The organism is Kitasatospora sp. NPDC087271 (genome assembly GCF_044744605.1).
GTDB lineage: Bacteria > Actinomycetota > Actinomycetes > Streptomycetales > Streptomycetaceae > Kitasatospora.
Genome location: NZ_JBIUYQ010000005.1, coordinates 79,686 through 92,465, shown reverse-complemented (window position 1 = coordinate 92,465; position 12,780 = coordinate 79,686). Strand labels below are relative to the sequence as shown.

At 75.3% G+C, this 12,780-nt stretch carries 9 protein-coding genes; 1 reads left to right on the top strand and 8 read right to left on the bottom strand.

What is annotated here, in order from left to right; all coding sequences use genetic code 11:
• Positions 1–38 precede the first annotated feature (38 nt).
• Positions 39–896, bottom strand: coding sequence for a methyltransferase domain-containing protein (locus tag ACIO9K_RS11020; RefSeq protein ID WP_363621554.1), 858 nt, complete (start codon positions 894–896; stop codon positions 39–41).
• On the bottom strand, positions 893–3,457 hold the full coding sequence (locus tag ACIO9K_RS11015) for a lantibiotic dehydratase (protein ID WP_400328522.1): 2,565 nt from the start codon (positions 3,455–3,457) through the stop codon (positions 893–895). The genes ACIO9K_RS11020 and ACIO9K_RS11015 overlap by 4 nt, the downstream gene beginning before the upstream one ends.
• Before the next feature lie 140 nt (positions 3,458–3,597).
• Here ACIO9K_RS11015 and ACIO9K_RS11010 point away from each other — a divergent pair, with 140 nt between their 5' ends.
• Entirely contained in the window at positions 3,598–4,776 is a 1,179-nt protein-coding gene (locus ACIO9K_RS11010; RefSeq protein ID WP_400328519.1) for a M20 family metallopeptidase, read from the top strand.
• A 107-nt stretch (positions 4,777–4,883) separates the two neighbouring features.
• Here ACIO9K_RS11010 and ACIO9K_RS11005 read toward each other — a convergent pair whose 3' ends face one another.
• From ACIO9K_RS11005 to ACIO9K_RS10980, 6 genes are read right to left on the bottom strand one after another with little or no spacing between them, the layout of a single operon-like run.
• A complete protein-coding gene (locus ACIO9K_RS11005) occupies positions 4,884–5,561 on the bottom strand; it encodes a VOC family protein (RefSeq protein WP_400328516.1) in 678 nt (225 codons plus the stop codon).
• A complete protein-coding gene (locus ACIO9K_RS11000; protein ID WP_400328514.1) occupies positions 5,561–6,664 on the bottom strand; it encodes an NAD(P)/FAD-dependent oxidoreductase in 1,104 nt (367 codons plus the stop codon). Before ACIO9K_RS11000 ends, ACIO9K_RS11005 begins: the two co-directional genes overlap by 1 nt.
• Positions 6,636–7,718: a hypothetical protein gene (locus ACIO9K_RS10995; protein ID WP_400328511.1), complete on the bottom strand. Its 1,083-nt coding sequence runs from the start codon at positions 7,716–7,718 to the stop codon at positions 6,636–6,638. The genes ACIO9K_RS11000 and ACIO9K_RS10995 overlap by 29 nt, the downstream gene beginning before the upstream one ends.
• Positions 7,711–8,976: a metallopeptidase TldD-related protein gene (locus tag ACIO9K_RS10990; protein WP_400328509.1), complete on the bottom strand. Its 1,266-nt coding sequence runs from the start codon at positions 8,974–8,976 to the stop codon at positions 7,711–7,713. The genes ACIO9K_RS10995 and ACIO9K_RS10990 overlap by 8 nt, the downstream gene beginning before the upstream one ends.
• Complete coding sequence (locus ACIO9K_RS10985; protein ID WP_400328506.1) at positions 8,973–11,288, bottom strand: lantibiotic dehydratase; 2,316 nt, start codon at positions 11,286–11,288, stop codon at positions 8,973–8,975. The genes ACIO9K_RS10990 and ACIO9K_RS10985 overlap by 4 nt, the downstream gene beginning before the upstream one ends.
• Complete coding sequence (locus ACIO9K_RS10980; RefSeq protein ID WP_400328503.1) at positions 11,285–12,775, bottom strand: hypothetical protein; 1,491 nt, start codon at positions 12,773–12,775, stop codon at positions 11,285–11,287. Before ACIO9K_RS10980 ends, ACIO9K_RS10985 begins: the two co-directional genes overlap by 4 nt.
• Positions 12,776–12,780: the final 5 nt, after the last annotated feature.

Below are 12,780 nucleotides of genomic sequence, written 5' to 3'. Positions count from 1 at the left end.
CTGTGTTCAGCGCTTGGTAGACGGTTGCGGTCGTGCCGTCAGCGAACGGCCAGCACGGTCCTGGTCGGGCAGGAGAACTCCAGGGAGCCGTCCGGCCCCGCGAGCACCCGCAGCGCCTCGCGCGCCTCGTCGGTCGCTTCGGCCACCCGCTCCGCGGGCACCAGGTCCCACTGCACGCGGGTGGTCACGGTCTTGGTCCACGCCAGGTAGTCGTCGATGGTCTCGAAGCGGGAGTCCGCCGGGACGTGGCGGATCCGCACATCGCTGAAGCCGGCGGTGAGGAAGGCGGCGGCCGTGGACTCCTCACCGGCCAGCGGGCCGCCGAGGCCCAGGACCACCTGCCACGGGTCGTCCACACCTTCGGGGAGGTGCTTGGCGAGCACTCCGGCGAGGATCTCGGCGGACTCCCAGCCGGCGGCCAGCCTGCCGTTCTCGGTGGGGAAGGTGGTCGCGGCGAACCTGCCCCCGGGGCGCAGCGCCGCGACGGCGCAGGACAGGGCCTTCTCCGCCTCCGGCAGCAGGAACAGGACCATCCCGGCGCTCGCCGCGTCGAACGGCTCGGCGAAGGCGAAGTCCTGGGCGTTGCCCAGCTCCGCGCGGGCCCAGCCGGACACCCCGCGGGCCGTGATGTCGGCCGTGCAGGCGTCGACCATGCCCTGGGCCTGGTCGATGCCGAGCACGAAGCCCTCCGGGCCCACCGCGTGGGCGATCGGGAACAGGCAGGCGCCGCGCCCGCAACCGATGTCGAGCACCCGCTCGCCCGGCGAGAGCTCCAGGGTGTCGGCGACCATCTTCCCCAGCGGGTGGAAGATCATCTGACCGGCGGACTCGTACTGCTCGGCGGCCTTGTCGTAAGCGTCCCTCACCAGTGAGGTGATGCGGAGGTCCTCGGTCATGACGCGCTCTCTTCCTGTTGTTCCGGGGTCGGCGGATTGTCGGACGTCACCGGCCGCACGATGCAGCCGAGACGGAATTCGGCACAATGCGTTTCGTCCGCCACGCGCCACCACAACTGGTCCGGGGTGGGCAGCATTTCGGACACGACGACTTCCCCTCCGGGAAGTCGCGCGATATCGATCACCGACAGCGGATCGGCGAAATCGACGTACAGCGGCTTGGGCTCGGCCGGATGCTTCACGTAGACGTGGCGCGGCATTCCCCGGGCGGCCCGCAGCCGCTGTACGGACAACCACTGGGTGACGGTGTCCGCGCTCTTCTCCGGAGCCCTTTCCGGAATGCTCAGCCGCCAGCGGGCCCGCTGGACCACGACACCGTCCACCACGATCCTGGGGGTGTACGCCCCGAGGTCGACCGGCACCGGGACCAGCGCGGGCCGGGACACCGCGCGGTGCAGCGTCGACGACAGGTCACCGGGGTAGAGCAGCCGCCGCCGGCCGTCCACCACCACCGCGTCGGCCGAAGCGGGCACGACGGCATCCGCGATCGGCACCACGTCGGCCCGGTCCTTGCCCGAGAGGCCGCTCAGTTCGATGGCGGCACCGGGGAGTTCGGGGGTCACGTGGGCGCTGCGCCGGCGCGAGACGATGGTCGCGGCGGTCCCGGACGGCACGGCTCGCGCCACCCGCTCGGTGAAGCCGGCCCACAGCCCGTCCGGGTCGCTGTGCAGCGGACGCTCCAGCCCCCCGAAGATCGAGCTGCAGTCGTCGTGCAGCTCCGAGAGCACCCAGTCGGCGGTGGCCGGGTCGGGGCCCGCCACCATCAGGTCGGGGCTCGGCAGGCACGCGTCGTCGGGGCCGTACGTCACGGTGTCCCACAGCGGCGCCAGCGCCTCGGCCAGTTCGCTACGGCTCAGCTCCACGACCGGGGGGCGGCCGTCGGGCGTTCCCGCGGCCTCCACGGCCCGCCCGACCAGCCGGCGCAGCACCGCGTCCAGCCGGTCCCGGCGCGGTGAACGAGCGGGTATCTCCCGTGCGGCCAGTTCGGCGAGCGGCGCCGGGGCGCCCGCCAGCTCGGCGCGCAGGGCGTCGCGGGCGTCCTCCCTGGCCAGCAGCGCCGCGAGGAACACCAGCGGGAACACCGCCTCGGTGACCTCCCGGATGCGCTCCACGACCGGCGCCCCGAAGCCGACCCGCTCGCTCAGCGGACTCGACCTGTCCTCGTGGAACAGCTCGCGGTCGGCGTAGTGCCGTCCGCTGTCCTGCGAGACCCGCCCGCCGTCCGCCGCGCGGGCCGCCCGCACGGCGAGGAGGTGCGCCGCCCGCTCGGGCCAGGGCGCCTGCGCGTACGTGTCGCGGACCTCCGCCAGGTCCACCACCGTGTCCGCGGGGTGCTCGGCCGCCAGCCTGGTCAGCGCGTGCAGCTCGGTCGCCGGCAGCCGCCAGGGGGAGACGACCAGCGCCGGTCCGAGTGCCTTCACCAGCCCGGCGGCGTACGCGCCGTCCGCCCCCGCCCGATGCGGGGGCGGCACGGGGCCGGCGGCGCCGACGAGCGAGTCGAGCCGGCTCCCGGGCGCCTCGGCGGCGGCACTCCACAGGGCCAGCGCGGGCGCCGCGACCCTGAACCTGCGCCCGTCCACGGCCCGTTCCAGCACCGGGGACGAGTCCGGCCGGCGGAACAGCGGGCTGGGCCACACGCGCTGCCGCGTCAGCGGCACCTCGCGGGCGGCCTGCTCCCGCAGCTCCTCCACCAGCCAGGCACTCGCCTCCACCACGACCTTCTCGCGGCCGGGCGCGCCGACCAGCAGGGTCTCCTCCTGCTCCGGCACCAGACGGCCGAACAGCACCGGGCCGAAGAACGAGACGGTCTCGCACTTGGTGGCGAACCGGCGCAGATAGCGGTGCAGGGTGTCGATCCGGCGGCGCAGGGTCTGCGGCAGGGCGCCGCCCCCGTCCCGCGCCTGCGCCCAGCCCGGGTGCGTCAGCGGCGGGGCCTCCAGGGCCGTGTGGTGGAACGAGGGGTTCGACACGAACACGGCGTGCCCGAAGTCGTCGCGGCCGGCGGCCCGTGCGGTGTGCAGCCGGGCCCGCAGCAGGGCCGCCGCCAGCTCGGTCCCGGCCGCCGCCAGCCGCTCGTCGAGCGCGGCGACCAGGGCGTTCCAGCGGGGCGCCCAGTCCGGCGCGCCGGTCGCCGCGAGGACCGCTGCGCACCGCTCGTCCAGGGGCGCGCCCCCGTCCACCAGCCGGCGGCAGCTCTGGAGGGCGCGCAGCGACCGCTGGCGCGGTTCGACCGTCCGTACGGCCTTGCGCAGCCCCGGCCACAGCAGGTCCAGGAAGTGCGCACGCTCGGCGGCGACCGCCTGCTCCGCCGCGAGCACCCCGGCGGCGGTGCCGAGCAGTTCCTCGGACGCCAGCCCGTCCAGGAGCCCGGCGGGGAAGCCGGTCGCGCGCAGCAGCGACCAGGGCATCATCTCGACCGAGAGTTCCCCGTCGCCCGCCCGCACCTTCCATGTCAGCGACGCCGTCAGTGATGTTGCCAGTGACGTTTTCAGTGACGCCATGTCAATTCTCCAGACTGGTCTCGCTTTTCGTCGGAGACTCCGGTAGGAAGGAAAAGGCCAGGGAATTGTCCGGCCATCCGGCCGGCGGCGATCCAGGCCATTCGGAGGGGAAAGAGAAGATGCGAATCTCGTCTCGGATCATGCGTGGTTGTCGCGAAAGCGTCGAACGCGCCGAACACGAACTGATCGCGCTGTCGAGGAGTATTCACGCCGAGCCGGAGACCGCGTTCGAGGAGCACCGCAGCGCCGCCAAGGTGAGCGGCCTGCTGCGGGACGAGGGGTTCGAGGTGGTGCCCGGCGCCGGCGGCCTGGACACCGCGTTCACCGCCCGCTACGGCAGCGGCCCGCTCACGGTCGGGCTGTGCGCGGAGTACGACGCGCTGCCGGGCCTCGGCCACGCCTGCGGCCACAACATCATCGCCGCCTCGTCGGTGGGCGCGGCCCTGGCGCTGAGGGACGTGGCCGACGACCTCGGCATCACCGTCATGGTGCTGGGCACCCCGGCCGAGGAGGAGGGCGGCGGCAAGATCGCCATGCTGGAGGCCGGGGTCTTCGACGAGGTGTCGATGGCGATGCTCGTCCACCCGGCCCCCGAGGACAACTGCGCTCCCCGCCCCCTCGCCCTGGTCGAGCTCGAAGTCCGTTACACCGGCCGCGAGTCGCACTCCGCCCTCGCCCCGCACCTGGGCGTCAACGCCGCCGACGCTCTGACCGTGGCGGAGGTCGCCGTCGGCGTGGGCCGTCAGCACTTCGAGCCGCGGCAGCAGGTGCACGGCATCGTGACCAGGGGCGGCGAGGTGCCCAACGTGGTCCCCGCGCACACCAGCGCGCTGTACAACCTGCGGGCCGCCGACATGGACTCCCTGGGGCGCCTGGAAGCACGCGTCAGGGCCTGCTTCGAGGGCGGCGCCGTCGCCACCGGCTGCACCCACGAGGTCCGCTCGACACCCGCGTACGCCGAACTGGCGCACGACCCGTTCCTGGTGGCGGCCTACCGGGCGGCGGCGACCGAACTGGGCCGCCCCCTGGTGTCCCCGGAGGAGGAGCGCGCGATGCCCACCGGCAGCACCGACATGGGCAACGTCAGCCGGGTCCTGCCCAGCGTGCACCCCAGCATCGGCATCGACAGCGGCGGCGCGGTCAACCACCAGCCGGAGTTCGCCCGGGCCTGCGTGACCCCGGCCGCCGACCGGGCGCTGCTCCAGGCGTCCGTCGCACTGGCCTGGACGGCGGCGCGGGCCGCCGAGGACGACCAGGCCCGGGAGCGGCTGCTCACGGCCCACGCGGCTCGTCGTGACGCGGGCCGCACGGCCGGCTGACCGCCGCCGTCCGGACCCGCCCGGCCGGGCGGGTCCGGACGCCCCGGCCGCGGCGGTGCTGCGGCGGAGGCCGCCCGGTGCCCCCGCGGGTGCGGGGCGTGCGGGGGTCACGGAAGCCGCACCACCGTCTCGCCCTCGGCGGTGTCGATGTGCACCGCCGAGATGCGGGGGCCCGCCGCGGGGTCGACGAGGACGTCGAGCGCGGCGAGTCCGGGCCACCGGTCCGCCCAGTCCCGCTCCGGCTCCGGCGCCGGGCCCGTCTCCAGGCGCCGCAGCGACGTCGGGCACACCCGGTGCCCGGCCGCCTTGAGATCGCCCGGCACCCGTGCCGCGCGCGCCTGCGGGTCGCCGTAGCTCAGGAAGAACGGCAGCACCCGGCTGCGCCACGACAGGTCGAACGCCGCCTCCGCCCACGGCACGCTCAGGCCGTCGGCCCGGACCGACTCGCCGCGGAAGAGGTCCGGATCCGCTCCGGTGACCGTCTCCACCTCGCGCGCGGTGGACTCGATGTCGTCGGTCAGCGCCGCCCAGTTGAGGAAGTCCGGCCCGTCCGCGGTCCGTTCCAGGAACAGCCGGCCGAAGTCCTCGCCCGCCAGCCGCCGTTCGTCGTGGGTGACGAGCAGTTCCAGGTACTGCACGTCGGGCGTGTCGAAGGGCACCACCCAGCTCGCCGTGCCGTCCGGGTTGGGGCTGCCGTCGGTGATGCCGAACCCGTACCGGTCCCACAGCAGTTCGCGCAGCGGCTCGATGGTCCGCGCGCCGAGGATCACGTGGTCGATGCGCATCAGGAGGCACCGCCCAGGGCGTGCGAGGGGCACATGCTGTACGGCAGGGCCTCCCAGTCGTCGCCGACCAGGCCGGCGGCCATGCCCTTGCCGGTGGCGCGCGCCGAGAGCAGCCCGTGCCCGGCGTGGCCGGCCGACAGGAAGATCCGCTCGTGGCCGGGCAGCGCGCCCGCCAGCGGCCGTCCGGTGCCGGACACCGGGCGCAGTCCGGCACGGAGCTCCACGGGCACCGAGTCCGCGAGCCCCGGCATGACGGTCGTGGCGAACCGCAGCAGGTGCGCGACGCCCTGGGTGGTCACGTGCTCGGCGAACCCCGTGTCCTCCTCCGTCGCACCGACGATCACGTCGTCACCGACCCCGGGCGCGAGGTAGTAGGCGGAGGACAGGATGCAGTTCAGCTCCTCGTCGGTCCGCAGGACCGCCATCTGCCCGCGCTGCGGCCGGACTCCGGTCGCCTCGGCCAGGCCCTTGCCCGAGCTCCAGGCGCCGGCCGTGATCACCACCCGGTCCGCGCGGAGCGTCCCGTCGGAGGTCACCACCGAGACGGCCGCGCCCTCCTCGCGCACCTCCCGGACCGTGACGCCCTGTCGCCAGTCGACGCCCCGGGCCAGGCACCGGCGCCGTACGGCGTCCAGGTAGCGGCGGCCGTCGACCATCAGCCCGTCCGGGTCGAGGAGGTAGCGCCTGCTGGTCGGCAGCTTGAGCCCGGGCGCGGCCTGCGCGAGGGCGCCGCCCTCCACCCAGTCGCCGACGCCGAGCCCGCTCAGCACGTCGCCGTGGGCCTCCACGTCCGTCTCGCGCAGGGCGCGCAGGATGGGCCTGGCCACGCTGAACGCGCCGTACTCCGGCTCCAGCCGGGCGACGTCGGCGTCCAGGTCCCGCTTGGCGGTCCGCAGCCAGTCGTAGAACTCCCGGTCGGTGAGGTAGCGCAGCGAGGGAACCGCCACCCCCGCCGCGCGGTTGGTCGCGTGCCCGGGTTCGACACCGGAGTCGAGCACCCGGACCGACGCCCCGCTGTCGCTCAACTCCTCGGCGAGGCAGGCGCCGACGATCCCTCCGCCGATGAGCGTGAAGTCAGGGGGTGATGACGGTGACGACGGCATGTCCTGCACCTTCCATTTCGGCCGCGCCGGCGAGTACCAGCGAGCGGGTGGTCACGTCGCTGTCGCTGTGGACAGCCATGGGTGGGCCGGCCAGGCCGCGGGCCTGGCGCAGCAGGTGGACGGGCTTGCCCCGCAGGGCGAGGCGGAACCAGCCGCCGGGCCGGTCCGCGACCCTGGCCAGGCACTGGAGCCGGACGGTGCCGTCGCCGTGGTAGCGCTGGAGGCCCTCCACGCACCAGACGAGTTCCACCGCGTCCGGGGGCACCTCGGCCCGGGGCCCGCCGAGTTCGAGCCGGGCCAGCGGCGGCGGGCCGAACCCGCCGGTGTCGTGGTCCCACACGGCCCGGCCGAGCGCGATGCCCTCGGCGAGCGGGGGCGGCGGGCAGATCCGGCCGCCGTGGACCAGGACGGTGGCCGCCGCCGGGTCGCCCCGGTCGTCCAGCCCCGACTCGGGCGGCGCCGACGGCAGATCGGTCAGGGTCAGCTGCGGCAGTATGCGCCGCCCCGCCAGCCGGGCAGCGGTCGCGCGACCCCCGCGCGAGGTCAGCGAGAAGGCCGCACCGGCCACCAGCACCGCCGCCGCGGAGGGCCGCAGCAGCAGTGGCCGCTCGCGCCAGTCGTCCGGCGGGTCGGCCGGCACGAACGGCTCCGAGAGCGCCCCGAGTTCGTCCCAGGGCAGCGCCTCCACGAGCCCGGCCGGATCCCCCTGGCCGCTGGTGCCGAGCAGCACCGGACCGCCGGGGGTCTCGACGCGGGCCAGCAGCTCGGCCCGCCTCGACACCGGCAGGCCGTCGCCGTCACGCCACTCGTGGACCTGCGCCACCGCGCTCTGGAGTCCGGCGACGGCCGACGCCGTCCGTTCGGCCGCCTCGGTGAGCAGCAGCCCGGTCTCCTTGCCCGCGTCCTGGTCCGGCGACCCGGCGACCCGGCGGGAGCCGGTGACCCGGCCCTTCGCGTCCCGTTCGAGGCGCAGGGTGTCGAGCGAGACGGTCAGCCGCGCCGCGCCGCGGGTGGGCGTGACGATTCCGGAGGCACGTGTCCTGGTCTCAGCCACGGGCCACCGCCCGCAGCCCGACGAGTCCGGCCGGCAGCCGGAATCCGGCGTTGGCGAACGACACCGGCACCGGGTACTGCCCCAGCTTCCCGCAGCCTCCGGTGGCCCGCAGGTAGGCGGCGACCCGGTGCTCGTAGGGCCGCAGGCCCGCGAGCACCCGCGCTCCGTCACCGGTCACCGTCAGCGGGCCCAGCCGGGCGGTGCTGCCGTCGGCGCGGTGCAGCAGGGAGAACGGGGCGTGGAAGACGAAGGCGCCCGAGGCGATGTTCATCATGTCCAGCCGCAGGCCGTACGGGGCGATCCAGTCGCCCGAGGGCGGCTCCGGCTCGGCCGCGGGCTCGATCAGGGCCACGGTGTGGGTCATCCGGGGGATCGCCGGATGCCGGTAGCTCTGTTTGCGCCCGTGGCCCGTGCCGGGGCCGCCGCCGAGCAGGGCGGCGAGCGCCCGGTCGGTCATCGGCCGCCCCACCGTGCCCCGGTCGATCAGCCGCAGGGTGCGGCACGCGGTGCCCTCGTCGTCGAACGGACTGCGGTAGCCCGGCCCGTCGTGCGCACCGCCGTCGACCACCGACAGCCACGCGGGTGCGACCGGCCGCCCGGCGCGCGCCCCGAGGTAGCTCGTTCCGGACGCGACCACGTCGGCTTCCATCGGGTGCCCGACGATCTCGTGGAAGAACGCCCCGGCGAGACCGGGCAGCAGCACGAGGTCGGCGCCGTCCGGGAGTTCGGTGGCGAGCGGCAGCGCGAGGCGTTCGCGCACCGCGTCGGCCGTCCGCACGGCCGCGTCCCTCAGCCCGTCCGGGGCGGAGCCCGCGGGGGCGCACAACAGCGACCGGGAGTGGACGGTGCCGTCGTCGCCGGTCAGCCTGGTCTCCAGGGTCGTGACGATCCGCTCCGTGGTGGCGACGCGGTCCGCGCTGCCGGCGGCGACGTGCTGCTGGGCCACACCCAGGGTCAGCTCCGCGCCGGTCTCGGCGGCGATCCCGGCGAGCTCGGCGCGCAGCTCGGGGGTCAGCTCGAACAGCGGCCGTTCCTGCACCTCGCGCAGCGCGTCGGCGGCCTCCGGGCCCGCTCCGGCGGCGCCCGAGGCCAGCAGGTCGTCGCCGTCGGCGAAGCGGTGCTCGGTGAAGCCCCGGTCGAGGTGCCGTTCGACGCTCATTCCGCGCACCGAGGTCCGCTCGGTGGAGACGGCGCCGTCCGGGCGCACGTCGGCCCGCATCCGCAGCGAGTGCTCGGCGAAGAGCGTGGTGTGCGTCATCGCGTGCTGCTCCCGTCGCTGCTGGTGCTGCCGTCGCTGTTCCTGCTGCCGCTGCTGCCGATGATCTGCATCCGCAGCTCGCTGGTGTAGCGCCGGCCCTCGCCGTCGCGCAGCCACAGCTCGTCCGGCCCCGGCGCCATCCGCTCCACGCCCAACTGCTCGGCGCCGCGCGCCACATGGCCGACCAGGTCGGCCGCGAGCGGTGAGGCCAGGTCGATCAGGTACGGCTTGCGCTCATGGGCGCTGCGGCAGAAGACGAACCGCGTTCCGGTCTCCCGGGCCAGCCTGCGCAGCGCGAGGAACCGCGCTTCGGGTTCCGGTGCCGCGAGCGCCGCGGTGGGCACCTGCCACCGGGACCGCTGCAGGACGACCGACCCCAGGGTCACTTCGGGCTGCGCGTCCTCGGTGGTGAAGGTGGGGTGGAGCACCTGCGGATGCGAGAGGGCGGCGATCGGGGCGTACTTGACGAAGTCGCTCAGCGGGACGTACGCGCTGACCGCCTTGCCGTCCGGATCGTGCAGGGTGACGTCGTGCGGCCCGATGCGGACGGTGAGGTCCTCCGGCTTCAGCAGCTCCGGCTGATCGTGGTCGGTCCAGGTCAGCGGGCGCATCGCGACCTCACGGCCGGGGAAGCGGTAGTAGCCCTTGTTGCGGCGCCCGAAGTCGAGGCCGACGACCGCGCCGTCCTGCGCCGCCGTCCAGGCGGCGGCGTCCGCGCCGAGCCGGTCCGGATCCGGGTGCATCGTGCCCAGCCAGCTGCGCACCAGCAGGTGGTGGTGGGCGCGGGAGAGGACGAGCGGGGCGGCGGCGCCGAGCCCGGAGGCGTCCGGCGCCGCGGGGCACAGGTCGATGACCGCGTACCGGTCGCCGTCCAGCGCCCCGGCCTCCTCGGTCAGCCGCTCGACCTCGGACCGCCAGTCGGCGCCGGGGTAGACGGGTGCGTGGGCCGCCTGGAAGGTGCTGGTCGAGTCGGACCGGCTCGTGGCCGCTCGGGTCGCGTACGTGAGGAGGTCCAACTCCGTGGCCGGCGCCCCGACCGGGACCACCGCTCCCGCAGTGCCGTCCGTGAAGGCGTCGCGCACCGCGGCCGCCGCCGCGCGCTGGGCGGCCTGCCCGTGCGCGGCGCACACCTCCATCACGGGGGCGAGCTGCCGCTCCCAGTCGCCGACCAGCCCGGCTCCGAGGGTCAGCGCGAAGGGCGACGCGCACTCCTCGAAGAACACGGCGCGGTCGGCGTACGCCGCACCGGCGCCCCGCCTGGCCGGCCTGCCGGTGAACTCGGTGAACCGCTCCTCCAGGGCGGCGACGGCGGCCGCCTTGCGCTCCAGCGGCACCTCCGCCAACTCGCCGATGAGGGAGGAGAGTTCGGCTGTCCGGTCGAGCCACAGCTCGCGGGCCGGCGAGGCGGGCAGCGCGGAGAGCTGGTCCCGCAGGGTCGCGAGGGGCTCCAGGTCGTAGTCGCCGCCGCCGAGGCCGATGGTGACGGCCTCCTCGGCCACCAGCCGCATCAGCGTCCTGGCCACGTCGCGGGCCGGCTGCCCGGCGGCGCGCACCACGTCGCGGAACACCGTTCCGTCCGGGGCCACGAGCGGCAGCAGCGGCTCCCGCGCCGGGTCACCACGTCCGGTGGAGTGGAACGCGAGATGCGGAAGGATCTTGGGGTCCCGGGCGATCGCCGTGGCCAGCGCACGCGCCGCCCAGTGCGAGAAGAACACCCGGCGGACGCGGGGCACGTCGTCGCGCAGTACGGCGCCCTCACCCTCGCCCACCGTGCCGTACGCCATGGGCCCGAAGAAGCTCACCGTCTCGTTCTTCGCGCAGAACCGCTGCACGTACGTGAACATCTGCCGGCGCACCCGGCGCCAGCGCGAGGTCAGCGGGCCTTCGTACGCCAGCAGCGGGAGCAGCATGTTGCGGTACGCGTCCGGGTTGGACAGGAACACGGCCTCGGAGACCCCCGGATCCGCCAGCAGGTCCCGCAGCCGCTTGCCGGCCTCGTCATCGGCCTGCCGGCAGGCGAGCGCGTAGCGTTCCCAGGCGTCGGCCCAGGCGCTCACCGCCCGGCTCCACTGCGCCCCGCCGGACGCCGGCAGCTGCCGCGCCCGTCCGCGCAGCACGTCGGAGCGCAGCGACTCGGCGCGGGGCCCGCTGAACTGCGCCTCCACCAGCTCCAGGACGGTCCGCTCGCGGTCGAGCAGCTCGTCCGCGAGTTCCAGCAGGGAGTGGGGCGCGCCCAGCTCCTCCAGCCAGTCGAACGGCATTCCCGCATGGCGCAGGATGAACTCCCGCCCGATGCGCCACTGTCGGCTCACTGGCTCCTCCGCATCACACCGGCCTGGACCAGCCGGTCGGTCAGTTTCCTTCGGGCACCGTCGCTGATCCGGTCCAGGACGGCGGTGTCGCCGGACGAGAGCCGCTCCACGACCGGCGTCAGCTTCGGATGCAGCCGGAACGCGCTGCCCGTCCGCAGGTTCACCACGAACGAACCCGGGCCCTGGCCGTCCGGGCCGGGCCCCTCCCCGGCCACGACGGTGGCCGACGGCTCCCACACCGCGGTCCCGTCCGGTGCGGCGAGCGCGCAGCAGGCGAACCGGCCGGGGAACAGGTCGGCCACGGCACCGAGTTCGGCGTTGAGTGCGCCGATCGCCGCGGTGCGCGCCGTTTCGTCGAGCGTCCCGGGCCCGCTGAACCGGTCCCAGCGGGGCAGATCGTGCCCCGGGGCCGGGTGCCGGATCAGCGGCACGCCGTTCCAGGCCTGCGGTGCCGCACCGCCACCGGCCGTCGGCAGTCGGAACGGGCTGAGCCCCGCGAGCCGGGGGCCGGGCCCGGACAGCAGGCTCCGCGCCGTGCCGGTCGTCTCCTCGGCACTCACCCCGGGCGCCCCGACGAGCAGTTCGACCCGGAGCAGGGCCCCGTCCGCCCCGTCCGCCGCGTCCGCAGCGTCCAGGACGGCCCGCAGATCGGTACGGCGGCCGTCCGCCCCCGTCACCTCGGCCCAGGACTCCAGCCGTGCCACGGTCAGCGCCGCGCCCCGGCACTCGCGCCACGCCCCGGCGGGCAGCGCCGCCGCCTCGTCCGGGGCCAGCCAGCCCGCCCAGGGGGCGCCGGCCCGCCAGTCGGCCGCGCGGCGGACCCAGCGGACCGGCGTGCCGTCCCCCGACCACTCCTCGCCCAGCCGCCAGGCCGGAGCCCAGTCGTCGAAGCCCGCCGCCGCCGAGAACGGGGCGAGCGCGCGCAGCGCCTCCCGGTGCGCGGTGGCGAAACGCCCGCACAGCACGACCCTTCCGGGGCCTAGCGCCTCCAGGAGCACCGCGGCCGCCGGGAGTTGCTGGTCGGTCTCGATCACCAGGTGCACCCGCCCGTCCGGGGCCGCCGCTCGTGTCCACCGCGCCTCGGGCCCCAGCAGCTCGGTCCGCTGCGCGGCCAGCACCACATCGGCCCCGCACTCGGTGGTGCCGTCGACGAGTTCCACGTCGTCCGCGGCGAGCCGCAGGGCCGGATCGGCCTCGCCCGCCAGCCGCAGCGCCATGCCCATGGCCCGCAGCCGGCCCGCGGCATGGCCGCCCCGCGCGGTGACCAGCGCGGTGACCCGTGCGGCGGCCCGCGCGAACAGCGCCCTGGTCCGGTTCTCCGCGGGGTCGCTCCCGCCGCGCCTGCCGAGGGCGTAGTCGTCGGCCAGCGCGGCGAGTGCCCCGGTGCCCGCGAGGCGTGCGACGAAGTGCGCGTTCACATCGATCAGTTCGTCGTCCGGCCCGAGTTCCGGTTCCAGACTCGGATCGAACAGGGGAGGGAGCACCACCCGGC

Bases quoted from the DNA above. Each gene is read 5' to 3' on its own strand.
- ACIO9K_RS11020 (WP_363621554.1), bottom strand. From the start codon at position 896: ATGACCGAGGACCTCCGCATCACCTCACTGGTGAGGGACGCTTACGAC.
- ACIO9K_RS11015 (WP_400328522.1), bottom strand. From the start codon at position 3,457: ATGGCGTCACTGAAAACGTCACTGGCAACATCACTGACGGCGTCGCTG.
- ACIO9K_RS11010 (WP_400328519.1), top strand. From the start codon at position 3,598: ATGCGTGGTTGTCGCGAAAGCGTCGAACGCGCCGAACACGAACTGATC.
- ACIO9K_RS11005 (WP_400328516.1), bottom strand. From the start codon at position 5,561: ATGCGCATCGACCACGTGATCCTCGGCGCGCGGACCATCGAGCCGCTG.
- ACIO9K_RS11000 (WP_400328514.1), bottom strand. From the start codon at position 6,664: ATGCCGTCGTCACCGTCATCACCCCCTGACTTCACGCTCATCGGCGGA.
- ACIO9K_RS10990 (WP_400328509.1), bottom strand. From the start codon at position 8,976: ATGACGCACACCACGCTCTTCGCCGAGCACTCGCTGCGGATGCGGGCC.